Source organism: Acinetobacter sp. CIP 102637 (assembly GCF_000368425.1).
In the GTDB taxonomy this organism is placed as follows: domain Bacteria; phylum Pseudomonadota; class Gammaproteobacteria; order Pseudomonadales; family Moraxellaceae; genus Acinetobacter; species Acinetobacter parvus.
Genome location: NZ_KB849435.1, coordinates 1,350,431 through 1,375,729, shown reverse-complemented (window position 1 = coordinate 1,375,729; position 25,299 = coordinate 1,350,431). Strand labels below are relative to the sequence as shown.

The following is a 25,299-nucleotide window of genomic DNA, read 5'->3' as shown; positions in this document are numbered from 1 at the left end:
CGGAAGTTTAAAGATGGCACATCAATTTACAGTTAACGAAACAATTCACGGTGTTTCAATTGAAGATTTTTCAAGACTGGTTGCCGACACCTCATTGCATGAAGCAGTGTGTAAACGTATTCCAGGTGAGAATCTGGAAATTATTGAATCCAACATCAATGGCGACATTTATACCCTACGCCGTGAATATAACCTTGATGTAAATATTCCAGAAGTTGCGAAAAAATTATTAAAAAATGCGTTCCGTTTAAAACGTTCAGACATCACCAATTTGAAAAACCTGACTTCAACGGTTGAGCTGGGCGCAAACCTGCCACTGGAAGCGAAAGCTGAGCGTAAGGTAACAGGTAACGGTAACCAAGTAGACATTACTCTGACCTGGACGGTAAAGGTGAAAGTACCTTTGATCGGTGGAATGCTTGAAAAGCATGCAGAGGGCGAAATTCGTAAGTTTAGCCAACTTGAGATTGAAATTGTTGAAGATGAATTAAAGAAAAACCTTTAATTTAGATGCGATAAAAGAACTCTCCGTCAGGGGAGTTTTTTGTTTTTAGAAGCGTAGAAAACAGGGCAGAAGCGCAAGAATGACACCAACCACACTGAGTAAAGCGGTACTTTGACAAGATTCTTAAATGAAAATTATGGCAACCCGATTCAATATCCAATACGATATTATTTACGATTTGGTCAAAACAATTATAAGGTTATGTGATGAGTGTGATTTTACCTGTGGCACAGCGTGGTGAAGAAATTTTAAAGCTGAAAGCGGCATTGGTGTCAGATGTGGAATTTAATAGTAAATGGTTGATGGCACTTGCGTCCGCCATGCATGCGACCATGCTTGAGCGCAATGGTGTGGGGATTGCGGCACCACAGGTTTATATTTCCAAGCGTGTGATTATTGTGGCGTCCCGACCTAATCCACGTTATCCCGATGCACCTGAAATGGATGCTGTTGTGATGGTCAATCCTGAGATTTTAGAGTTTTCTCAAGCGACCTGTTTTGGTGAAGAGGGGTGTTTGAGTGTGCCGAATGAACGTGGACAGGTTGAACGTGCTCAAATGGTTAAATTACGTTATTACACTTTACAGGGTGACGTGGTTGAAACCAGCTACGAGGGTTTTCCTGCACGAATTGTGCAGCATGAAGTTGATCATTTGGATGGGGTGTTGTTTGTGGAAAGAATGCATTGATTATTGATCATACGTTTGTCAATACATTTAACAATCCGATTTTATATTTGGCTATAATAGGACAATGATTTTTTTAGCTTGCAGTGAATGAGTACAAATTTAGAATTTGATTTTTCTGAAAAATTTAAGTTTATAGACTTATTTGCAGGGATTGGTGGTTTTCATCTTGCTTTATCTCAATTGGGTATGCAGTGTGTTTTTGCATCAGAATTTGATGAACATGCCAGAAAAACCTATTTAAAAAACCATAAAATTGATGAAAAAGATTTTAATCGAGATATTCGTTCAGTCTCCTATGAATTGATTCCTGAACATGACATCTTATGTGGCGGATTCCCTTGTCAGGCCTTTTCTCATGCAGGAAAAAGAGAGGGGCTAATTGATGGGGCCAAGTCGGAAAGAGGCAATTTATTTTATTGTATTTTGGAAATTTTATCGAAAAAAAGGCCCAGAGCATTTATTTTGGAAAATGTACGTGGACTGGTGAATCATGATGAAGGCCGTACTTTTCAAATTATCAGGCATGAGCTGGAGTCGTTAAACTATTCAGTTCACTATAAAATCTTAAAGGCTAGTGAATACGGCCGTCCACAACATCGCCCACGTATCTTTATTGTTGGGTTTAATAAAGATTTAGTTGAGACTCAGCAGGCGTTTCAATTTCCAGCACCAGTCCCACTTAAATTAAATATGTCGGATGTATGGGAAGCAGAATGTAGTCGCGAAATTGGTTTTACCTTAAGGGTCGGTGGTAAAAGTTCACCAATTGATGATCGTCGTAACTGGGACGGTTATCTGGTCAACCATGAAGTGCGCCGTTTAACCCCTAAACAGGGAAAACGGATGATGGGTTTCCCTGATGATTTTGAGTTTCCTGTGAATCAAACCCAGGCCATGAAACAACTGGGGAATAGTGTCTGTGTGGATGTGGTCTATCATGTAGCAAAAGCAGTGCAGAATTATTTACAACAACATACCATACAGCGTACAGAGGAAAAGGATTTAATGAAATTCAATAAAGGTGAATGGAGTGAATTATATGCTTTCCTGAAGCTTATGCATGATAAAAAGTTATCATTTGGTAATGCTCGGTTAGAAGAAAAACAACCCAATGAATTTATTAAAATTTATGCTCTACAACATATTGGTTCCAGTAAATTTTATGTCATTGGTGACGATCACTTAAAAATTATTGAGGGAAATCAAACGATTGATTTAGGCTCTATTCAGCATATTTTAAATGATGAAGTGCTTGCCCAGATTAAGAACACTATTCTAAATCCTGAAACAAAAACTTTTAATATTGAACAACAGAGTTTATTGGAATTATTAAAGATTAGCTCTTTTAAAGGTAGCTCATATACCAAAGCTGATTTAAATATTTCTTTTGAATTTCAAAATCAAAGTTATCAATATGACCCATTGGGAATAAAATCATTTTTAGGCAGTGCGCCAACACTACTCAATGCAGGATCGACAACTAATTTTATTTATGAGGTGAAGAGTTTTAGAGGTACATTACAGGATGTCAATCAAATTGAAACTTCATCAAAAATAAAGGATCGTTTAACTAAAATTGAAGAATTAGGAGGGCAACTCGAATTTTATAAATGTGAAAATGACGTATTTAATGATAATTTACGAAAAGCAGACTCGCTAATGCCAGAATATTTGGCAGAAACAGTACTTAAATATTATAAAGGTCAAGGGCGTTATTTAAGAGATTTAGTCGATGATGAAATCAAAACGATTCGGGTTAAGGATTTTCTAAAAGCAATTTTATTAGGCATGTTCTCTGGTACGCCGTGGGATGGTGCTTATACCTGTAATGGTTTGGTTGTGGTCAGAAAAGATGGTGATCTTTTGCTTTATCATGTTATTAAAGATATGGAGCTAAAAGAATATTTATTTTTAAATACCAAACTGGATACAGCTTCCAGTACACGTCATCGTTTCGGTACCATTTATCAGGAAACCAATGGTAAATATTATTTTAAACTGAATTTACAAATCCGTAACACCTGATGATTTAAAATCCCCTCTATTCTTTTAATAAAGGGGATCGTTTTTGGTGTGTGCTTAATTACGCAATTGAATCATCTAAATTCGGCGCTAACCAACGTTTCGCTTCATCTAAAGTCCAATTTTTACGTTTGGCATAATCTTCAAGCTGATCTTGTGAGATTTTTCCTACGTTAAAGTAGTCACTTTCAGGATGAGAATAATAGAAACCACTCACAGAAGATGGTGGCATCATGGCAAAGTGTTCAGTCAGCTTGGTGCCAATTTTTTCCTCAGAACCTAACCAGTCAAACAACACGGCTTTTTCCGAATGTTCAGGGCAGGCAGGGTAACCAGGTGCTGGACGAATCCCCACATATTTCTCTTTGATCAGTGCTTCATTGTCCAATACTTCATCGGCTTTATAACCCCAAAATTCTTTACGAATCCGCTCATGCAAATGCTCTGCAAAAGCTTCGGCAAAACGATCCGCCAAAGACTGTACTAAAATTGCAGAATAATCATCGCCTTTGGCTTTATATTCATTTGCCAATTCTTCTGCACCAAAAATGGATACAGTAAAACCGCCCAAATAATCTTCTGGTTGAGCAGATGGCTTAATATAATCCGCTAAAGACAAGTTTGGTTTACCTGTGACTTTATCGGATTGTTGGCGTAAATGTTCAAAGGTATGTGTGACATTCTGACCATATTCATCAAATACACTCACGGTATCTGCATCGGTACGTTGTGCAGGATATAAACCAAACACGGCACGGGCATCAAAACGATGATTATCAATAATGTCTTTTAACATGATCTGTGCCTGATTATATAAATCAGTTGCTGCTTCACCAACAATTTCATCTTCTAAGATTTTCGGGAATTTGCCTGCCAAACTCCAAGAGATAAAGAATGGAGTCCAGTCAAAATAGGGTACTAAGGTTTCAAGCGGATAATTTTTAAGAACCTGTGTACCTAAAGTATTTGGTTTTGGTGGTACATAGTTGTCATCAATTTTAAAGCCATTTTCAATGGATTCTGCATAGCTTAGTTTGGCTGCTTTCGGTTGCTTATTGGCTAAACGTTCACGAATCTTGGCATATTCCGCACGATGTTCAGCAATAAAGTTACCACGCATTTCTTTAGACAGTAGGGTAGTCGCTACACCCACTGCACGAGAGGCATCTGCTACATAAATCACCGCATCATTTGAATATTGTGGGTCAATTTTAACCGCGGTATGGGCTTTCGATGTGGTTGCACCGCCAATCAATAAAGGAATGTCAAAACCTTTACGCTGCATTTCTTTGGCAACAAAAACCATTTCATCCAAAGATGGTGTAATCAAACCAGATAAACCAATGATGTCACATTTCTCATCAATCGCGGTTTGCAGGATTTTTTCAGCAGGAACCATGACACCTAAATCGACAATATCATAGCCATTACAGCCCAACACCACGCCCACGATATTTTTACCAATATCGTGTACATCGCCTTTTACGGTTGCCATCAGGACTTTACCTTTAGACTGGCTACCTGTTTTTTCCGCTTCAATGTACGGATTCAACCATGCTACAGCTTGCTTCATAACACGGGCAGATTTTACCACTTGTGGCAGGAACATTTTTCCTGAGCCGAATAGATCACCGACCACATTCATGCCGTCCATCAATGCGCCTTCAATCACATCAAGAGGGCGTTTGGCTTTTAAACGGGCTTCTTCGGTATCTTCATCAATATAAGTGGTAATCCCTTTAACCAGTGCATATTCAAGACGTTTCTCAACAGACTGATTACGCCATTCAAGGTTTTCAGCTTCTTTGGCTGCGCCACCATGACTACGATATTTTTCTGCAACTTCAAGTAATTTTTCAGTGGCTTCCTGTCCACTTTCACCCTGATTTTGGTTTAGAACTACATCTTCAACTGCATCTTTTAGTTCTTTAGGAATATCGTCATAAATCGCCATTTGACCAGCGTTCACGATCCCCATCGTCATGCCTTGTTTAATGGCATGGTAAAGGAATACTGAGTGAATTGCTTCACGCACAGGTTCATTGCCACGGAAAGAGAATGAAACGTTAGAGACACCACCTGAAATCATGGCATGTGGCAAGTTTTGTTTAATCCAGCCTGTCGCTTCAATAAAATCGACACCGTAGTTATTGTGTTCTTCAATCCCCGTAGCAACTGCAAACACGTTCGGGTCAAAAATAATATCTTCGGCAGGGAAGCCAACATCATTGACTAGAACATCATAAGAACGTTTACAGATTTCACGTTTACGTGCAGCAGTATCTGCCTGACCTGTTTCATCAAATGCCATGACGATAACCGCTGCACCATATTGTCGGCATAAACGGGCTTTTTCGACAAACTCGTCATAACCTTCTTTTAAGGAAATCGAGTTCACCACAGGTTTACCCTGAACGCATTTCAAACCCGCTTCAATGATTTCCCATTTCGATGAGTCAATCATGATCGGCACACGTGAGATATCTGGTTCAGAAGCGACAAGGTTAAGGAAATGCACCATCGCATTTTGCGAATCGAGCATGCCTTCATCCATGTTGATATCGATGATCTGGGCACCAGCTTCAACTTGTTGCTGTGCAACCTCTAGGGCTTCAGCAAAGTTTTCTTCACGGATTAAACGCAGGAATTTTTTTGAACCTGTGACGTTGGTACGTTCACCGACATTGACAAATAAAGAGGCATCATAAATGTTAAATGGCTCTAAACCGCTGAGGCGGCAAGCAGGTCTGGTTTCAGGAATTTGACGTGGTTTTATATCTTTAACAGCATTGTAAATCGCACGGATATGATCTGGTGTGGTACCACAACAACCACCTGTAATATTGATGAGACCACTTTCAGCAAATTCTTTTAAGAAAGCTGCGGTTTGCTCTGGCGTTTCATCATATTCACCAAAGGCATTCGGTAAACCCGCATTTGGATGGGCAGAGACAAAAGTATCGGCAACATCAGCAATAGTTTTCACATGCGGGCGCATCGCATCCGCACCCAAGGCACAGTTAAAGCCAATCGAAAGTAAATCGCCATGACGTACTGAGTTCCAGAATGCTTCTGCGGTTTGACCTGTTAATGTACGACCAGATGCATCGGTAATGGTGCCCGAGATCATGAGTGGAAGTTCACGACCAAGTTGTTTGAACACTTCTTTTACTGCAAAAATCGCTGCTTTACAGTTCAGCGTATCAAATACTGTTTCAATCAGAAGAATATCGGCACCACCTTCGATGAGGGCATGCGTTGCTTCAATATAGTTTTCTTTCAGTTCATCAAAAGTAATATTACGGAAGGCAGGGTCATTGACGTTTGGTGAAATGGAACAGGTACGGGAAGTAGGACCAAGTACACCTGCAACAAAACGTGGTTTGTCTGGGGTGGAATATTTTAAACAGGCTTGTTTGGCGAGACGAGCCGCTTCACGGTTAATCTCGGGAACGAGGTCTTCCATGTGGTAGTCCGACATGGAAACACGAGTACCGTTAAAGCTGTTGGTTTCAATAATGTCTGCGCCAGCATCCAGATAGGCTTCATGAATGCCCTGAATAATCTGTGGTTGTGTTAGCACCAATAAATCATTGTTGCCTTTAAGGTCTGATGCCCAATCTGCAAAACGTTCACCACGATAATCTTCTTCTTGTAATTTATGGCGTTGAATCATGGTTCCCATTGCGCCATCAATAATCAGGATACGCTGGGCAAGAAGTGATTTCAGGGTGGCAAGTGTGGACATAAGGAACCCCAGTACATAGCAAGTTTAAAAAGCAGTCGCATTGTAACAGAAGCTACGCCAAAGCGTGTATTTTCAATGCCCAGTCAGGGTGATTCATCAGACTAAATGGAGAATGTCATAAAAGCTTCATGAAATTGCAATAATTTCGGTGAATAATGCTTTAAAAGACAACGTATATTTCGAAATATGATAAATAAGTTTCATATTTTGTTGTGTTTGTTGCAAAATCAGACAAACAGTTTTAGTTTAAAAGTATTTTTATTAACATGCTGTTTTTAATAATTAATTTTTTAAAAAAGAGTGAGATTTTCCTAATAAAATCCCAGAAAATGTGACAAAACTATGAAATTTTGGCTTCATGTGACAGTCCTTTGTCATATAATTGTCATAATTTAATTAAACAATACAGGGGATTTAATTATCCTCTTGCCGTCTACATGAATTCTAATCTTCCTCCTGTTTCGGATTCACCGCTTGCCAGTTCACAGGCAAAATCGACGAATGTGCATGTCCCTACACCGAAATTCTTTATGCCGGTGTTTTTAACAATTATTATTGCAACACTTATTTATATTGGTTTTCAGGTGAGCGCTGACTTGGCGCACGTTCCAGCATTAAGTTTATATTCAGTTATTCTTCTATCAACGGCACTTTTTATTGCGCTGGGCTTTGAGTTTGTTAATGGTTTTCACGATACAGCAAATGCTGTAGCGACGGTGATCTACACCAATGCATTGCCTGCACCTGTGGCCGTCATGTGGGCGGGCTTCTGTAACTTCCTTGGCGTTATGGTGGCGAGTGGTGCGGTTGCATACGGTATTATTGCCTTGCTTCCTGTTGAACTCATTATGAATGTGGGAAGCGGGGCTGGTTTTGCCATGGTGTTCGCCATGTTGATTGCCGCAATCTTATGGAATTTGGGGACCTGGTTTCTGGGCATTCCAGCATCAAGTTCACATACCCTGATTGGTTCAATTTTAGGTGTAGGCATTATGAACTACATTCTAAATTCGAGTAACGGTGGTGCATCTGGCATAGATATGGATCAGGTGATTAAGGTCGGTAAGGCCTTACTGTTCTCTCCACTGATTGGTTTCGCCTTTGCGGCCATCGTCTTTTTATTGGTAAAAACAGTCTTTAAGCGTCAACTGGAATTATTCCAGCCGCCAGAAGGCAACAAGCCACCACCACCATTAATCCGTGCCATCCTGATCTTTACCTGTACAGGGGTAAGTTTTGCCCATGGTTCAAACGATGGTCAAAAGGGTATGGGGCTGATCATGTTGATTCTGATTGGTTTGGTGCCGTTGGCGTATTCTTTAAACAAGAATCTTGATGCAAAACACTTGCAGTCATTTGAACAGCTTTCAGTACAAACAGCGACAGTACTGAATGTCAATCAAAATGAATTATCTGATGAGAAAGCGCGTGCTGTACTCACTAAATATATTCAAACCAAAGAGCAAACACCTGAAGTTGTTCCAGCACTTGCCAGCATGACTGCACATTTGGGTGAGCGTGTTGCCAATTATGGTGACTTGAAAGCCATTCCAGAGGCAGCGGTCAGTGAAATCCGTAATGATATGTACCTAAGTACCACCACATTCAAACGTCTGGATAAGGCTCAGGCTTTACCTGGAATGAATCAGGATCAGGCAAAAGTTGTCAAAGAATACCGTAGTAACCTGGATTCATTCCTGCAATACATCCCGAACTGGGTGAAAGTTGCGGTGGCCTTGGCCTTGGGGCTGGGTACGATGGTAGGCTGGAAACGTATCGTGGTGACTGTAGGCGAGCGTATTGGTAAGAACCACATGACCTATGGGCAGGGGATGTCGGCTGAACTTGTTGCGATGAGTACAATTGCTGCTGCTGATGGCTTGGGTATGCCTGTATCGACTACACACGTTTTAAATAGTGCGGTTGCAGGTACAATGGTTGCGAACAAGTCTGGACTCAACTTTGCGACAGTGAAAACAATCCTTTCCGCATGGATATTTACCTTGCCCGCAACGATTACAATCTCAGGCGGACTATACTGGTTGTTCCTACAGTTCGTGTCTTGATTGCAAAGAGTCGAATCTAACGTTTTAAACGCCTTGCTTCAGCAAGGCTTTTTTTTGATCAAAATATCTGTTTTGTATCGCCTTATCTAAAAAATATAAAAAGTCTATTCCTCAAATGAGGAATATTTTTTTAACAAAAAATAACATACTATCTAGCAGTTAGAATATTTGTTTTTTGAAATGGATTCATTCGGGGGAATGGTTAAATGAATATCAAGCTTTGGACAACGGGTCTGGCAATTGCGGTGATGGGAACAGGTTCAGTATTCGCAAAGGATATCTTTACTGCTGAAGTGCAGGTGGATGGTGTGACCCAGATGATTGGCTATAACAAGATCCTGAATGTTGCCGATCAGTATGAATCTGAAAATATGCGTAAAATCTTTCCAAACTATTCAGATACATCCGCCGTCAGTGCAAAACTGGATTTGCGCAATGTGCCTGTCAACCTCAGTTATGCCCAGAACTCATCTACCCTGGTATTTAAGATTCCGTCATTAGGCATTGAGCGTACCTATACAGGTGCGACCCGTGAGGAAAGTAAGGAAAAATTTGTTGATGCGCTGGAAGGCTTGGATAAAGACCTGTTAAAAGCCTTAACCAAAGAGTGGGTGAAAAACTCACCAATTGATCCTGTAGCTGGTAACCCAACCAGTTTGCTTTCAAGCATGGCTGTTTCAATGACAGACAGCTTATCTGATGTGGCAACCAATCAGGCATTTGGCTTAAAAGGGCAGTCCTCTTCCAGTTTTTCAATGATGCCACGTTTTGGTCGCTATACCCAATAGGGCTATGGTCTCAATGTTTATAACCTGCCATTGGCTTATTCACACTGGTTTGACTCCAAGAAAATGGGTCTGGTGATTGATGCACCAATTACCCTGGTGGATACAGAAGATGCACTTTCTGGCAGTTTGAATCTTGGTGTGGGGCTTAACTTTCAGGTCACTTCAAGTGATTCGATGACCTGGTATCTCATGCCACAGGTTCGTGTCGGTGCAACAGGGTCACAGGATTTTGGTACAGCAGCATTGATCTATGGTGGAGGACTAAGCAGCAACGCCCAATTCCCACTCAATGAGCGTTCTAATATCTCGATTATCAACATGATTTCTTACTATAAGACGGATGCGCTGCAAGTGGGTGATTTTGACAGTGGTTATGACCTGCAAAACACCATTTTCCGTAATGGGGTCGAGTATAGCCATGTCCTGCATAAAACAGTTGCAGGCAGTCCATTGATTGCCAAGTTACAGTATGCAAGAACAGATTTCTATGGCGATCAACTGTATTCTGACTTACAGCATGATCTTTCTGGCTCAATTGGCTTTAAAAACCTTAAACCAAAAGCATGGATTGATGAATACCGTGTTGGATTTACCTACACCTACGCGGACAATAACCTCAAAGGCTTTATGGTAAATGCGGGTTATACATTCTAATACGTCTGATCTAAAAATTACTCCCCAAATGAGGGATGGTTCTTAGACTGGTTTATCTATTAAGATAACAATAATAATAATCTGGTGATGGATTTTACATTTTAATGGAATCACATGACTGGGTAGCTTACCTTTACACTCCGCCATTCTCTATATAGGGAATGGCTTTTTTTTATCGTATTTTGTAGAGATGCATTTTAAATACTTGAAATAACAAATTAAATACAATATGGTGATACAGGAATGAAACCTGATACATAAATGTAATGGATTTACTTGAAAATTACTATAATGAATTATGTGAACTGATTTATCAGATTCCCCTAAATAAAGATGGATGGTTTAACTTTTCCAAAGAATTACTTAAAATCTTGAATGTGTCTTATGTGCATATTCAGGCTATCGACTTTTCCTATAATGTATTGTCTTTTAGCAATGGTGTTGGTTCCCTGCCATTAGAGGCGTATACCTTGGCTGAACTGGATTATCTGCGTTATCCAACTGAGGCAGACCCACGCTGGGGGAAATTTCTGGACCCTGAACGAAAGGGCTGGTATCAATGCCATAAGCATGTACCTGAAGAATTTGTGGAAAAATCTGATTTATATCAAAAGATTCTCTTACCTTGTGGTCTACGGTATGTGGCAACCCATGAGCTGATTTTGGATGAAAAACTGTGTGTGTTCTGGAGTGTGAGTACCTCACAGCAACGGCAACCGCTGAACCCGCAGGAGTTGGCATTTCTGGATCGCTTATTGCCACATTTAAAACGTATTGTCATGGCACAGCGGCATTTATATGAATTTTCCCTGGATAATATCGTTGGCTATAACCTGATTGATAAATTGGCGCAGCCGATTATGCTGCTGAATTTATCTGGGCAGGTTGTCCATAACAATCCAGTGATGCAACGTTTTTTGGCGGAAAATGAATGTGTACAGGTCACCAATCAGCGACTGACTTTACCAGAAAAAGATCAGATTCAGTTTTTAGAAAAGCTTTATCAAATTGAGGAGGTATTTCGATATAAACAAGCACAGTTGGAACAGTATAAAGACATAAAGTTTTTAATTAAAGAAACAGGGCATAGCTTATCCTGCACAATCAATTTACTGGTTTCTGAAAAGGAAATGTCATTTTTTGGTATTCGCCCTTTGGTGATGCTGAGTTTTGATGATGTGCAAATAACATCCATTAAAAATCAAGACATTCAGAAAAAATATCACTTAAATCATGACTATCTAAAACAAACCTATAACCTGACCAAAAGGGAACTGGAGCTTTGTGACCTGTTTGTGAATGGCATGAATCTGGAACAGGTTGCAGAAAAAATGGGGCTGACCAGAAGCTCAATACGTACCTATCTTAGAAATATCTTTGCAAAAACACCTTGCAGCTCTCAGGTGGAGTTGATGCAGTTACTGATGAGTATCCGTAGTTAATATTAAGCCAACGTGGTTTTATAGCGGTAAAGCTTAAATTTTGTTTAAAACATCCTTAAATGAGGATATGTGCAAATTGTGTGACTCAGTTAGCATGAACCTGTGTACGATTTAACTCGGGGGATACACGGATGTTGGCTGAACAAGAAAACAAAGTGATTGGCATGATCTACGAGGCTGCCTTAAACCCAGCCTTATGGCAGGATGTACTGACTGAAATTGTTGATTTTACTGGAAGTACCACCGCGATTTTTACCGCAACCGACCAATTAAGCCCGAATTATGATTTTGTCTTTACCCATAATATACCACCTGAAGGCATGTTGGCTTATCAGGATGAGCAGGTCAAAGTTATTGATATGCGGATTCATGCACCTTATTGGATGGAAAAAGCTTTAGGTGAGACGGTTCTGCAAACTTTTGCTTTTTATGCAGATATGCCCAAAGACACAGATCAATTTATCTTTTATGAAAAATGTGCCAAACCCACTAACATTACGCATGTGGCGGCAGTTTTGTTGGAACGGAGTGCCTATAGTTGGGCGGTATTTGCTGTACACCGTTCACCACAATTAGATGAATATAGCGAACAGGAAGAAAAAATATTAAAGCGTTTAGGGGTACATTTACGCCGTGCATTACAGATCTACCGTCAGATCACACTATTGCAGGAAGATAAGAGGAATATTTATCAAGTATTGGATCGTTTTAAAATAGGCGTGATCTTAATAAATCAGGATTACCGCTTATGCTATGCTAATGCAATTGTAAAGAAAGTATTTGAAAAGTCATCTATATTGGAACTGGATAAAAATAATAGTTTAAAGACCTTAAAAATTTTTCAGGAAAAATTAAATCAGCTTATACGTAGTGCCTTATTTGAAGACAATGATTTAAATAATGAAACAGGCGGGGTATTGGCACTTTATGATGATAATGACAGTTCATTAATGCTCAGCATTTTACCTTTTTCAGAAACGAAAACCCATTGCCATCAAAAACAGGCAATTATTTTTGTGACCCAAACCAATCAACCGCAACATCTGGCAAGAGATTATCTATTACAAAAATATAAACTGGCAAAACGTGAAATCGAGGTTTGCGACTTATTTATTAATGGCATGAATTTAGAACAGATTGCCGAAAAAATGAATATTACTTATGGATCTGTTCGTATTTATCTTAAAAATATTTTTGCTAAAACAGCATGTAATTCCCAGGCTGAACTGATGCAGTTGTTGATGGGCGTAACGCTTGAGTTTGAGCATATTTAATAGTTTCTCTATTTTAATCTCCGCAAAAAACTATTGTATTTAACTTTAGCTAAATTATTTACCCGAATATTTGAAACAGAGGAAATTCTTCATTTCATAGTGTTCTATTTGATTAACTCATTGGCTTTAGTGTGCTGCAATTTTTTATAAGGTGATATTCCCAATTGGGAATACCTGCAATCAGGATGGTTTAGTTAGCATGAATGCTAACATTTACGATAAAGGAAGATAGCCATGAAGCATTCACTTATGTATACAGCTTTGCTGAGTGCCACGTTGGTGATGGCAGGTTGTGGTAGTGATAATGATGATAGCCAGCCAGAAAATAATAACCCACCTGTAAATAATCCAGATTCAGGTTTAAGCGAAGCACAAAAGCAAAAGATTATAGCGGTGGCTGAACAAACAGGCACCATTAGCCTAAAAGAAAGCTTGCTGTCTGGTGTAGTTGATACTCTACTTTATGGGACTGATGAAGCGGATCAAGATGTAAATTGTACTTCAGGCAGTTATAGCAAAGCTGGTGATGTAATTACCTTTAACAACTGCAATGGATTATTTAAAGCCACCACAGGTCTTAACCAAGATCAGAATTTAACCGCAAGTGGTCAGGTCACCATTACAGAGGCTGGTTATGAATATCAAAATCTGGTTCTGGTGGCTGCTGATGGTGGATCTAAAACCGTAAACGGCCTATTGGAACTTTCTGATAGCGCAACTGTCAGTACAGTGTCTACTGACAGTCTAAAAGTAAAAACAATTGAGAAGAATGGAACTGCTTCTGCGGAGGTGAACTATACACTGACAGATTATAAATTGACCTATCGCTTAAACAGCGCGACCGAAGTTGCCTTAAATGCACAGGGTACACTTGCAGCCATCAATAGTTCCGTAGGCGACTATAGTGTCAAGTTTGAAACCACATCACCGCTTTTAATGCAACGTGATCCAGAAGAAGATGAAGTCATTGGCTATCCGTATGCAGGTGTGCTGAAAGTAACGAATACCAGCTATGGGTCAATCACGACATTGACTGCAAATACAGATAAGAGAACGGTTCGTTATGTAGTCAGTGTTGCAGAAAAAGAACTAGCAAGCGGAACAAAGAACTGGTCGGAAGTTCTAGGTTACAACTAAGGAAAATTATCCCATCAGGTCAGACTTGGTGGGATTTTTAGCTTAGATTTTCCTTGAACAGGAATATCGTAAAATTTTTAATGGATATACAAAAGTATATTTTAAAAGGAGATGGAAAATGAAACGTCAAGTTTTATCGGGTTTAAGTGCGTTGGTGATTGCTGGAACATTGATACCTGCTATAACAAATGCAGAAACAAGAGCAGAGTTAACTATTGATCCTGATGGTAGTATTATGAGAAGGGCGACACAAAGTGCAAATACAGAAGCTAAAACTTTAGCTCTAAAAAATAAAGAGGCTGTATTACGGCAGGAAGATGATAGTTGGACTGATTATGATCTGTGGAGTCATATTCCTAAAGATCAAAATGCAATTAATGCCCTAAGAAAAAATCCAATGCAGCAATATATGTGTGAGCGTTTAGAAAAGAAAGCCCAAGAGAAGTTTGCTAAAGGTAAATATTTTAGTTTATTAGATTCTGCTCAAGTTCAAGAAAAATATTTTGATAGAAATAGTGCAAGAGTAGGAAGTTGTAACTGTGAGTTTGTTATGGCTGATGTGACACATCAACATCCTAAGGTATATTGTAAAGTTCCTGTTTATTATAAGAGTTTAATTTATAAAGGTAAGTAATATGTAGATTATTAAATAAGCTATGCTTTTATTTAAAGTATGGCTTATTTGAAAAAATTATATTCAAGGATGAGTGAAATGAAAAAAATAATGGTTTTAACCTCTGCTTTATTTTTAACAGGATGCACTACTTTATCATTAATGGGTCAATCAGGGGATGTTTTCTGTGATAAAAAATATTTATTCAAATCTGAATTTACCCCAAAAAAGCCTGATGATTTTAAATCTCGAAAATTTTCTCATTATAAACTTGCAGATGATGGATACATTTATGTTTTAGCAGCGGCTTTAGCTTTACAATCAAAAGATGATCCTAAAAAAGAACCTCATTTTTTTCCCACTCCAAAATATTTAGAACAAGTAGGTGATAAACCTTCTTTTAAAGGCAAAGGTGGTTTTGAAGCAAGAACATATATTTACACTTCTGAAACAGGAAAAAAAGAAATTATTATTGCGTTTGCAGGTTCCCAAAGTGGGATGCAAATTTTTCCAGATTGGGTCTTGACGAATGGTTTTAGAGTTGACACTCAATACAATGAGGCGAAAGAATATATGTTAAGAATGAGAAAAGAACTTCATGAACAAGGAAAGTCTTATCCAATAGTAGTTACAGGTTTTTCATTGGGCGGCGGTTTAGCTTCTCATGTAGCACTTCACCCAGATACAAATAATCTAGTTAAAAAAGTATGGATATTCAATCCAAGCCCTATTATATATCCAGAATTTTTTTATGCTGAAAAAACTCCAAAAGAGTTAGATAACCGTTTTCACTTGGCAGCAACTAGAAAGGAATTTGTTCAACGTATGCCTTTTGCCAAAAATTTATAAAGCATTCCTTTGTACACGACAAAAAAAGATAACTCATTGAAATAATGGCATAATACTTGTTTTCTGACGACGAATATGATGACACATTTCAATGAGTTACATCTCATCTTAAACAAATATCTAAAGTGGAACAAGTCACATGTAAAATGTTTTACACTGATTATGATTGCATTAATTGTAAAACAGACATGTAATCTTTCTTCTGCATCTAAAGCCTTACCCATCAAGTGCTTACCACAATCATTTTATCGACGTATACAACGCTTCTTTGCAGATCAGTATTTTGATTATCGTCAAATTTCTCAGTTAATTTTCAATATATTTTCATTCGACAAAGTGCAACTGACTTTAGATAGAACCAATTGGAAATGGGGAAAACGAGATATCAATATCTTGATGTTAGCCATCGTCTATCGTGGAATAGCGATACCTATTGTTTGGACATTGCTCAATAAACGTGGAAATTCAGATACAAAAGAGCGTATTGCTTTGATTCAACGCTTTATCTCTATTTTTGGTAAAGACCGTATTGTGAATGTGTTCGCAGACAGAGAATTTATCGGTGAGAAATGGTTTACATGGTTAATTGAAAATGACATTAACTTCTGTATACGTGTTAAAAAAACTTTATTGTGACCAATCACTTAGCCAGGAATCATAAAATTAGTGATTTATTTCGTCATCTTCAAGTTGGTCAAACTGAATGTCGTAAACGACGTATTTGGGTTGGTCGAGTAAAACTGTATATTAGTGCGCTACGATTAGAAGATGGAGAACTTTTACTTGTTGTTTCTCCTATGTTTAATGCTTCTGCTATTCGTGATTATGCATTACGCTGGGAAATCGAAACCTTATTTAGTTGTCTCAAAGGACGTGGATTCAATCTTGAAAATACTCGTTTAACAGACCCTGGACGAGTCAAGAAATTGATAGCAGTGCTAGCTATCGGTTTCTGTTGGTGCTATTTAACAGGTGAATGGCAACATGATCGAAAAAAAGCGATAAAAATAAAGAAGCATGGACGACTTTCAGTAAGTTTATTTCGCTACGGTTTGGACTATGTTCAAATGGCTATTCTACGTTTGATTGGTTTTGGAAAAAAAGAAGAATTTAAGAAAGTGCTAGCAATTTTAAGAAAGAAAAAGCCTGATAGGACAAGGATCCTATGAAATTTGTCGTGTACAGAGAAAGCATTCATACCAGTGGCACAAAGATCTAATAAATTTGATCAAGTTGATGGAAATCTAATTTATAGCCACTTCAGATGGGTACTTGGTCGTAATGTAATACTCTATGCTGACCACTATGAAGAAGTAAATAATGGTATTGCAGATGGTAGACCAAGACAAATTATAAATAATAGTGAATTTGCATCCTGCAAGCTACAAAATGAACCGTGGTATAAACGATTAGTTGAAGCTATAAAATATTAATCTAATTTTATTAAGTGGAAAATAAAATCTTTATATATTATTTCTAATATTTGATATTTATAAAATTTTTATTGACAGCCTTGTTGTTTGTGATGAGCCATTTAGCTTATGCTGCATCTGATATTCAAAAAGGCGATATTTTGGCATTTGATCCGAATGTAGCATGTGGTATGTTAGAGACTAAATTGAAAAAGATGGAACAGACGCTTGCCGAAAAAAAGGACATCATAAAAGATTCTGAGAAAAGTTTAACAAGTGCTGCAACCCCTTCTATCAAGTATGGAAATATTCTTTTAGAATATCATAGAACGCTAGATCAATTTAATTCTATGAAAAAAGATTATGATAGACTGGTAGTAGCACAAGAAAAATATTGGGTGGTGTATCAAAAAGTATGCTAAAAAAAGCAGGTTGAATTTTGATAAAATAGAGAAATGCAAATAACTCTAGAAATCAAATGTCCAACCTGCCTCAGTGACAGTATAAAGAAAAATGGCATCAAAGTAGATGGGAAACAAAATTACCAATGCAAAGACTGCAAACGTCAGTTTATTGGTGACCATGCTCTGAGCTATCTAGGATGTAATTCTGGCATTACTCGTAAAATATTACAGTTAATGGTCAGAGGCAGCGGTATACGAGATATCGCTGAAGTTGAGCGCATTAGTATCGGTAAAGTCTTACGGACTTTAACTGAATCGGCCTATCAAATTCAGCCTAAACAAAGTCATTATGAATCTCTCGAAGTAGATGAATTCTGGACTTTTGTTGGAAATAAAAATAATAAACAATGGCTTATTTACGCCTACCATCGAGAAACAGGTGAGATTGTTGCTTATGTTTGGGGTAAGAGAGATTTAGCTACAGTCCAAAGGTTGAAGACAAAGCTTAAACAATTAGGTATTCACTACACCCGAATTGCAAGTGATCATTGGGACAGTTTCATCACTGCTTTTAAAAACTGCAAGCAAAGTATTGGTAAGTTTTTTACTGTAGGAATTGAAGGTAATAATTGCAAAATAAGGCATCGAATAAGGCGTGGTTTTAGAAGAAGTTGTAATTTCTCCAAAAAGCTTGAAAACCATTTTAAAGCCTTCGACTTAACCTTCTTTTACATCAATAATGGCTTCATTTAATGTCAGCATACTTTTTAAAACACCACCAAATATTGTATATCTGACCAAGACAAGCAAAGTATAAATTAGATATGAAAAATGTATTTAAAAGAGTCTTACTTATTATTACCTTATTTTGTATAAATAGCTGGCTTCATGCCAATCCAGTATTGGATAAAAAGCCAAAACTCTATGCAATCGTGATTGGTATTGGTGACTATCCTAATGCTCATTTTTCTTTACAGTATGCAAAAAATGATGCAACTGCCATCTATCAAAGACTAAAAGCACAAGTTGGATATACCTATACAGGGGGAAGTATTCAACTTTTGAATCAACCTTCACAAACCACACAGGTCGCTATTCAGCAGGCTTTTGAGAATATAAAATCCCAGATTAAACCAGAAGATATATTTATCTTATATATTGCAGGTGAAGCTTATCTTTTAGATGAAAAATATTATTTACTTAGCTCAAAAGCACAAGATTTTTCAGAAAAACAATTACACGATACAGGCTTAAGTACGACACAACTAAAAAACTTGATCGCAAATATTCCTGCTATAAACAAACTTATTTTAATTGATACGCCTATGAGTGATTCAGTTATAAAAATAACTGACTTATTTGCTACCAATAATATTAAAGCGTGTAAATCAGGCATGATATTAACCGCAGGGCATTATGCAATTGAAGACGGATTTAGGGGACATAGCCTATTCACTTATGCAGTGCTTGATGCCTTATCTGGAATAGCTGATACCAATAAAAATGGTTTTATTGAAAGTAATGAACTTGCACAATATGTTCGGGCAATCGTACCAGCCGTTGCAAAACATGAATTTGATCATCATCAAATGCCCTATATAGATCAATGTGGTGGCAATCTACAGTTAAAGAAGATTTAAGAAGCGTGATTGCTAATATAGTCCCTTGACTGGATCTGTATAGCAGATTATATTGCTTGTATTACGTATTGTAATACAAGGTGGAAGAAGAACATGATTACAGTCCGTTTACCACAGGAACTCGAACAAAAACTCATCCTGTTTGCACAGCATAAGCACAAATCCAAGTCCGAAGTCATAAAGGAAGCACTAGAAAAACTGCTGGCTCAGGAACAAGCCCAGCAAGACTCCTATAGCTTGGGAGAAGCTTATTTTGGTCGCCATCAAAGTGGTGATGGAACATTATCAACCACATACAAAGCAAAATTAAAGAGTAAGTTACATGCTAAATATGATTCTCATTGATGCAGGACCTTTAATTGCGTTATTTGATCGCAGTGATCGTTATCATGTGCAGATCAAGGATTTTTTACAACAAGGTCGATATAAGTTAATTACGACAACGGCTGTAATGACCGAAGTCCTGCATATGATTGATTTTAATGTAGAGGTGCAACTTGATTTTTTACAATGGGTTGCTCTGCAAGGTGTATTACTACAAGAAATCTCACAACAGGATATTAGTCGAATTATAGAACTGACCCGTAAATACAGTGACCGACCAATGGACTTTGCCGATGCAACATTAGTGATTGCAGCAGAAAAAACAGGCATTCGAAAAATTATCAGTATTGATACCGATTTTGATATTTATCGACTACCAAATAAGGTACAGATTGAAAATGTATTTCGTATCTAAACTATTAAAAATATGTATTTATTTGATGTTATTGGTATTTAGTTCTCCAATTTACGCCAAAAACCCAACATTTCAGGATTATCCTGCACAAACTTATACACGCAAAAATCAGCAACTGAAACTTAATCCACAAACTCGAAAATATAAAACTTTATTCAAACAAATGTCACAGCAACCTCCTAACTTTGCAGGGCATTATGTTATGGAAACAGTAGGCTGTGGTGGAGGATGTAGCTTTGCTTTAGCCTATAATGTCAAAACAGGGCAGAGCTTTGTATTGCCTGATACTTTTGCTGATTGTTATATTAAAGAGAAAGGCTTTAAACAAAACGATATTTTTTACCAAAAAGATAGCCGTTTAGTCATGGCAGTCGGTAGTCGTCATGGTGATCAGGCACAATGTGAAACGGTATATTATCTTGTTGAAAATAATCACTTTAAAGAAATTTCCAGACAATAGAGATAACAACATCATATGTTTATACAAAAAGGAAAAATTCGATTTTCTCAAAAAGAAGTTTGGAATTTAGATACCCATTTAGCCAAAATTATTTTTATAGGCTTGGTGCAGTTTAAACAATCAAAACGACATGGTACACCATCCGCATTTTTAACAGAAAGTACCATAGAACATCCATTTGGAACGGCAACAGAAGAAACCAGACAAGCATGGGAAGAGACTTTAGATCAAATGATCTATGCTTTTTCACCACAACAGGAATATGATGAAATTGAACCAAGTATTTATGATTTAAAAATAATTGAGGATGTGGAGCGGCAAAGCAACTCTGATGACAGTATTCCAATCAAGATGCTCACTATTCCGAAAGCGGGTATTACTGAAAGAGATATAGAAACTTACAAACAACGTAAACAACAATGGGAACAGGCGGATATTCTGAAAAGAGAGCAGGGACGAATATTATTTGCAAAATATTTTCATTGTCTTTGGGATTAAAACAAGCAAAAAAATGGCTACCCTAAAGTAGCCATTTTATTTACTAACACATTTTAAGCCTGTTGAATTCCAGCAACAACCCAATCCTGTTGTGAACCAGCAGGTTTAACAAAATGCCAGATCTCAGTAAATGGTTGTGGCAGGCTGTTTAAGTCTTCACTTACAGTTCCTGTAAAACGCACGCTGACAACATATTGACCATTTTCAGTTACAGTGTCTGCCACCATTGCATTCAGGTTACTAAATTCAGCAACATCCTGATCCTGATTTGCCATGATGTCCTGATACATTGAATTAAAAAGCTCAGGTGTTAAATAACGACGAATTTCTTCAACATTACTTGCACTATTGACAGATTGAATGTGGTTGAAACGCTGACGTGCAACACGCAGGAATGTAGCAGGTTCAGTACCATCAGGAAGCTGATTGCCATTACTCATTGAAGCGCCACCAAAAGGTGCTTGAGTTGCTGCACCACCAGCGACGGATTGACCAAAAATATTGGTATTGTGGCCTGTTTGGTGGGCATTGGCCTGAGGTGGCGTTTGGCGGCCAAAATTATTCTGACCACCATTGTTTGGTGCATAAGGATTATTCGCCGCTAATTTTTTTTTTGCGCCCAATTTACGGAACACAAAGAAAGCGATAGCAGCTGCAAGAAGAACCCAAAGCCAGCTAGGAATGCCACCTTTTTCTTCTTGTTGAGCTTGTTCAGCAGTTTGTTGTTCTGTTGCAGTTGGATTCTTATCATCAGCAAGCGCATTTGCAGCAACAGCACCTACAGCAGCACCTGCCACACCAGCAGCAACCATTGAACCTACACCAGGACCTGATTTTTGCGGAGCAGTTGTTTGTTGTTGAGTCGGAGTCGCTTGACGAGGTTGTTGGTACGACTGGCTAGTTGAGCTAGAACGGCTCATACCATGACTTTTACCGCCACCTGCACGTTTTGCCTCCGCAATCGGTGCTGCAACCAAAGTCGCCATTAATAAAGCTGCCATCAAGCCACGCTGGTGTACTTGCATCGAAAATTCCTATCTAAATCCAATTTGTAAATGTATTTATGCAGGTATTTATGCGTAATTTCAACCAGAAAAGTATGTTTTTTTATGTCAAAGCCTGTTTTAACCTAGCCTAATTCATCGCTCAGCTGCATGGCCTCAGTCAAGGCCTCATGTAAACGTGCTACAGCAATGATCTGAACACCGTCAACTGATTTCTGTGGTGCATTGGCCCTTGGTAAAATCACATATTTAAAACCATGCTTGGCGGCTTCCTTTAAACGTTCCTGACCATTTGGAACAGGACGGATTTCGCCAGACAAACCCACTTCACCAAAAACGGCCAATTGTTGTGGCAAGGCCTTACCACGTAGGCTGGAGGCACAGGCTAGTAACACGGCAAGGTCTGAACCTGTTTCGGTAATTTTTAAACCACCGACCACATTGACATAGACATCCTGACCAGACGTTTGCACACCGCCATGACGATGCATTACGGCAAGTAGCATATTTAAACGGTTTTGCTCAAGACCCAGTGCCACACGTCTTGGCTGTCCATGTGCATCATCCACCAGTGCCTGTACTTCAACCAGCAGGGGACGAGTACCTTCGCGGCTAATCATCACAATTGAACCAGGAATGGCTTCATCATAACGACTCAGGAAGATGGCGGATGGATTGGCGACTTCACGCAGGCCTTTATCGGTCATGCCAAACACACCCAGCTCATTGACTGCACCAAAACGGTTCTTTACTGCCCGAATCATGCGGTAACGCGAGTCAGATTGTCCCTCAAAGTACAAGACACAATCGACCATATGTTCCAGAACACGTGGCCCCGCAAGTGAACCCTCTTTGGTGACATGGCCTACAATAAACAATGCTGTACCACTATTTTTAGCAAAACGGGTCAGTAGGGCGGCAGATTCACGAATTTGTGACACGCCACCAGGCGCCGACTGTAGGGTTTCGGTATAGAGTGTCTGAATTGAATCCAGAATTGCCACGACAGGCTTTTCCTGTGCCAAAACCTCACAAATACGTTCCACACAGGTTTCTGCCATTACCCTAAGCTGATCTGTGGGAAGATCAAGGCGTTGTGCGCGTAGTGCGACTTGAGAAAGGGATTCTTCGCCTGTGACATATAAGGCATTGCTTTTCTTGCTTGCCATGTGTGTTGCGGTCTGGAGCAGAATGGTCGATTTACCAATACCAGGATCCCCGCCAATCAGCACCACAGAACCTGTGACCAGCCCACCGCCGAGCACACGGTCAAATTCACTAATTCCTGTCGGAAGACGGGTTTCACGTGAGACTGAAATCTGATTCAATGTGGTGATATTGGCAACCTGTCCTGCATACCCCCCCATTTTGGGGCGGGCACGATGGGAAATTGTTGATTCTAAACGTACCTCGGTCAAGCTGTTCCATTCACCACATTCTGAACATTGTCCTGCCCACTTGGGGTGATCAGCGCCACACTGTTCACAACGATAAACTGTTTTAACTTTGCTCATATTTAAGATACGTGATGGATCAATCAAAATTATTGAAAATGTAGCAATAGCGTATCCGAAATACAAATTTTATCTACAGACAGTCGCCAAAGTTGAGTTTGGCACGTAAACTGCTAGGCACAAGGAATGCCAGTTTAAATATAAAGGAGAGGAAAATTGATTGAAAAAGCAACTAAAAAACCTGAAATTTTAAAAATCTGAAGAAAATCTGCAAAAACTTTTTCTATTGTTAAAGTTTTTAAGCTAATTTTGTGACATAAAAACTGAGAGTTGAATATAACAATGTCAAATGAGTTTCTTGAGCCATCCAGTGAAAATGGAGGGCTGCACCGTAGTTTGTCCAACCGACACTTACAGTTGATTGCAATTGGTGGAGCAATTGGAACAGGATTGTTTATGGGATCGGGCAAAACCATTAGTTTGGCTGGTCCATCCATTCTGTTCATTTATGGCCTAATTGGTGTGATGGTGTTTTTCGTCATGCGAGCATTGGGCGAACTGTTGTTATCCAACCTGAATTATAAATCTTTTATTGACTTATCCACTGATTTAATTGGTCCCTGGGCGGGTTATTTTGTGGGCTGGACCTATTGGTTGTGTTGGGTCACCATTGGTATCGCCGATCTGTCTGCCATTATCTACTATCTGGAATTTTTCAATGGGGGGGAATCCTTTACACCAATGGGTGGATTGCTGATCAGTACGGTTGCAATTCTATTTGTACTTGGACTGAATCTGGTCACTGTGAAGCTGTTTGGTGAAATGGAATTCTGGTTTGCAATGGTCAAGATCACGGCGATTATTGTGTTGATCGCCGTTGGTTTATGGATGATCTTTACGGGATTCACTAATGCTGCGGGTACAACGGCAAGTGTTAGTAACTTGTGGACACATGGTGGTATGTTCCCTAAAGGGTTAGATGGCTTCCTCGCAGGCTTCCAAATTGCAATTTTCGCCTTTGTGGGTGTGGAGCTGGTCGGTACAACCGCTGCTGAAACACAAGATCCAAAACGTAACTTGCCGAAAGCGATTAACTCAATTCCAATTCGTATCATTATTTTCTATGTATTGGCATTGTTTGTGGTGATGTGTGTAACACCTTGGGATCAAATCAACCCTAAAGTCAGCCCATTCGTAAACATCTTCTCACAAGCAGGTATTGCCTCTGCTGCAATTATCATGAATCTGGTGGTGCTGTCTTCGGTCATGTCATCGATGAATAGCGGGGTGTTTTCGACCAGTCGAATGCTTTTTGGTTTGTCTGGCGAAAAACAAGCACCAAAATTCTTTGCTAAGCTATCCAAAGTTGCTGTGCCTGCCAATGCCTTATTGTTTTCTGCATTATGTATTTTCTTAGGTGCTGTGGTGCAGTTTGTCTATAAGGTGCAAACGGGCAGTAATGATGAGGTGACGGCATTTACCTTGGCAACGACATTATCGACAATATTGTTTATTTGTGTGTGGATGATGATTATGTGGAGTTATATTAATTACCGTAAGCGCTCACCTGAACTGCATGCACAGTCAAACTTTAAGCTGCCAGGAGGCGTGTTTACTTGCTGGGTTGTGATTGCTTTTTTCTCAGCAACGATTTATTTTCTTGCCCTAGATGAAACAACGTTTGAGTCTCTAAAGGTCAGTCCACTTTGGCTGCTTATTTTGGCAATAGGATATTATTTGTTTTATCGTCCTAAGCATGTACAAAAATAGTTATCTTTTATGGTTAAAGCGCTAGTGAATCACTGGCGCTTTTTTTGTTGTTGAAGTATTGAAAAATCAGTAAAAGTTTTGGTACGAGTTAAAATCAGGCTATACTTTAACAATATTTTTTTAGCATTATT

At 38.9% G+C, this 25,299-nt stretch carries 24 protein-coding genes; 21 read left to right on the top strand and 3 right to left on the bottom strand.

Annotated features, from left to right (window positions below; genetic code table 11):
* The first annotated feature begins 13 nt into the window (after positions 1-13).
* From F967_RS09635 to F967_RS09625, 3 genes are all read left to right on the top strand, one after another.
* The gene (locus F967_RS09635) at positions 14-505 is read left to right on the top strand and encodes a DUF2505 family protein (RefSeq protein ID WP_004682721.1); all 492 of its coding nucleotides are present in this window, start codon (positions 14-16) and stop codon (positions 503-505) included.
* Positions 506-711: 206 nt separating this feature from the next.
* The gene (gene def, locus F967_RS09630) at positions 712-1,194 is read left to right on the top strand and encodes a peptide deformylase (RefSeq protein WP_004682720.1); all 483 of its coding nucleotides are present in this window, start codon (positions 712-714) and stop codon (positions 1,192-1,194) included.
* An 87-nt stretch (positions 1,195-1,281) separates the two neighbouring features.
* Positions 1,282-3,219 carry a DNA cytosine methyltransferase gene (locus F967_RS09625; RefSeq protein ID WP_004799598.1) on the top strand — a complete coding sequence of 646 codons (1,938 nt, stop codon included), beginning with the start codon at positions 1,282-1,284 and terminating at the stop codon, positions 3,217-3,219.
* Positions 3,220-3,277: 58 nt separating this feature from the next.
* On the opposite strand, the gene metH is transcribed toward F967_RS09625, so the two are convergent.
* The gene (gene metH / locus F967_RS09620) at positions 3,278-6,964 is read right to left on the bottom strand and encodes a methionine synthase (RefSeq protein ID WP_004799596.1); all 3,687 of its coding nucleotides are present in this window, start codon (positions 6,962-6,964) and stop codon (positions 3,278-3,280) included.
* Between the two features lie 437 nt (positions 6,965-7,401).
* Between metH and F967_RS09615 the strand changes: the two genes are divergently transcribed.
* The 17 genes from F967_RS09615 (at position 7,402) to F967_RS09535 (ending at position 20,940) form a co-directional block, all read left to right on the top strand.
* Complete coding sequence (locus F967_RS09615) at positions 7,402-9,030, top strand: inorganic phosphate transporter (RefSeq protein ID WP_004799594.1); 1,629 nt, start codon at positions 7,402-7,404, stop codon at positions 9,028-9,030.
* Positions 9,031-9,236: 206 nt separating this feature from the next.
* The gene (locus tag F967_RS14545; protein WP_004799591.1) at positions 9,237-9,818 is read left to right on the top strand and encodes a hypothetical protein; all 582 of its coding nucleotides are present in this window, start codon (positions 9,237-9,239) and stop codon (positions 9,816-9,818) included.
* A 30-nt stretch (positions 9,819-9,848) separates the two neighbouring features.
* Positions 9,849-10,472, top strand: coding sequence for a hypothetical protein (locus tag F967_RS14540; protein ID WP_228127276.1), 624 nt, complete (start codon positions 9,849-9,851; stop codon positions 10,470-10,472).
* Positions 10,473-10,738: 266 nt separating this feature from the next.
* A complete protein-coding gene (locus F967_RS09605) occupies positions 10,739-11,914 on the top strand; it encodes a helix-turn-helix transcriptional regulator (protein ID WP_004799588.1) in 1,176 nt (391 codons plus the stop codon).
* Positions 11,915-12,045: 131 nt separating this feature from the next.
* Positions 12,046-13,188 (top strand): helix-turn-helix transcriptional regulator, encoded by a 1,143-nt coding sequence (locus F967_RS09600; RefSeq protein WP_004799585.1) that lies wholly within the window; start codon positions 12,046-12,048, stop codon positions 13,186-13,188.
* Between the two features lie 234 nt (positions 13,189-13,422).
* Positions 13,423-14,325, top strand: a complete 903-nt coding sequence (locus F967_RS09595) for a hypothetical protein (RefSeq protein WP_004799583.1) — start codon at positions 13,423-13,425, stop codon at positions 14,323-14,325.
* 118 nt (positions 14,326-14,443) lie between these two features.
* The gene (locus F967_RS09590; protein ID WP_004799581.1) at positions 14,444-14,959 is read left to right on the top strand and encodes a hypothetical protein; all 516 of its coding nucleotides are present in this window, start codon (positions 14,444-14,446) and stop codon (positions 14,957-14,959) included.
* A 78-nt stretch (positions 14,960-15,037) separates the two neighbouring features.
* Positions 15,038-15,787, top strand: a complete 750-nt coding sequence (locus F967_RS09585) for a Tle-like phospholipase domain-containing protein (protein WP_004799578.1) — start codon at positions 15,038-15,040, stop codon at positions 15,785-15,787.
* Between the two features lie 78 nt (positions 15,788-15,865).
* Positions 15,866-16,956 (top strand): IS4-like element ISAba33 family transposase gene (locus tag F967_RS14215; RefSeq protein ID WP_155756395.1). Its coding sequence is split into 2 segments (ribosomal slippage): positions 15,866-16,406 and positions 16,406-16,956, totalling 1,092 coding nucleotides; the frame shifts between segments, so codons are not numbered across the junction.
* A gap of 33 nt (positions 16,957-16,989) precedes the next feature.
* Entirely contained in the window at positions 16,990-17,220 is a 231-nt protein-coding gene (locus F967_RS09570) for a hypothetical protein (protein WP_155756408.1), read from the top strand.
* 92 nt (positions 17,221-17,312) lie between these two features.
* Positions 17,313-17,621 carry a hypothetical protein gene (locus F967_RS09565; RefSeq protein WP_004799576.1) on the top strand — a complete coding sequence of 103 codons (309 nt, stop codon included), beginning with the start codon at positions 17,313-17,315 and terminating at the stop codon, positions 17,619-17,621.
* Positions 17,622-17,654: 33 nt separating this feature from the next.
* Positions 17,655-18,356 (top strand): IS1 family transposase, encoded by a 702-nt coding sequence (locus F967_RS09560; RefSeq protein ID WP_004282344.1) that lies wholly within the window; start codon positions 17,655-17,657, stop codon positions 18,354-18,356.
* A 71-nt stretch (positions 18,357-18,427) separates the two neighbouring features.
* A complete protein-coding gene (locus F967_RS09555; RefSeq protein WP_004799575.1) occupies positions 18,428-19,243 on the top strand; it encodes a caspase family protein in 816 nt (271 codons plus the stop codon).
* Between the two features lie 93 nt (positions 19,244-19,336).
* Positions 19,337-19,588 carry a ribbon-helix-helix domain-containing protein gene (locus F967_RS09550; protein WP_004799573.1) on the top strand — a complete coding sequence of 84 codons (252 nt, stop codon included), beginning with the start codon at positions 19,337-19,339 and terminating at the stop codon, positions 19,586-19,588.
* On the top strand, positions 19,566-19,982 hold the full coding sequence (locus F967_RS09545) for a type II toxin-antitoxin system VapC family toxin (RefSeq protein WP_004799571.1): 417 nt from the start codon (positions 19,566-19,568) through the stop codon (positions 19,980-19,982). Before F967_RS09550 ends, F967_RS09545 begins: the two co-directional genes overlap by 23 nt.
* Before the next feature lie 25 nt (positions 19,983-20,007).
* A complete protein-coding gene (locus tag F967_RS09540) occupies positions 20,008-20,442 on the top strand; it encodes a hypothetical protein (RefSeq protein WP_228127275.1) in 435 nt (144 codons plus the stop codon).
* Positions 20,443-20,457: 15 nt separating this feature from the next.
* Entirely contained in the window at positions 20,458-20,940 is a 483-nt protein-coding gene (locus F967_RS09535; protein WP_004799567.1) for a hypothetical protein, read from the top strand.
* 53 nt (positions 20,941-20,993) lie between these two features.
* Here the strand turns inward: F967_RS09535 and F967_RS09530 are convergent, their stop codons facing one another.
* Together F967_RS09530 and radA are read right to left on the bottom strand one after the other, a co-directional pair.
* On the bottom strand, positions 20,994-21,965 hold the full coding sequence (locus F967_RS09530; protein WP_004799564.1) for a Tim44 domain-containing protein: 972 nt from the start codon (positions 21,963-21,965) through the stop codon (positions 20,994-20,996).
* Between the two features lie 104 nt (positions 21,966-22,069).
* Entirely contained in the window at positions 22,070-23,458 is a 1,389-nt protein-coding gene (gene radA, locus F967_RS09525; protein WP_004799562.1) for a DNA repair protein RadA, read from the bottom strand.
* Positions 23,459-23,740: 282 nt separating this feature from the next.
* On the opposite strand from radA, the gene F967_RS09520 reads away from it, so the two are divergent.
* The gene (locus F967_RS09520; RefSeq protein ID WP_004799560.1) at positions 23,741-25,168 is read left to right on the top strand and encodes an amino acid permease; all 1,428 of its coding nucleotides are present in this window, start codon (positions 23,741-23,743) and stop codon (positions 25,166-25,168) included.
* The last annotated feature ends 131 nt before the right edge of the window (positions 25,169-25,299 follow it).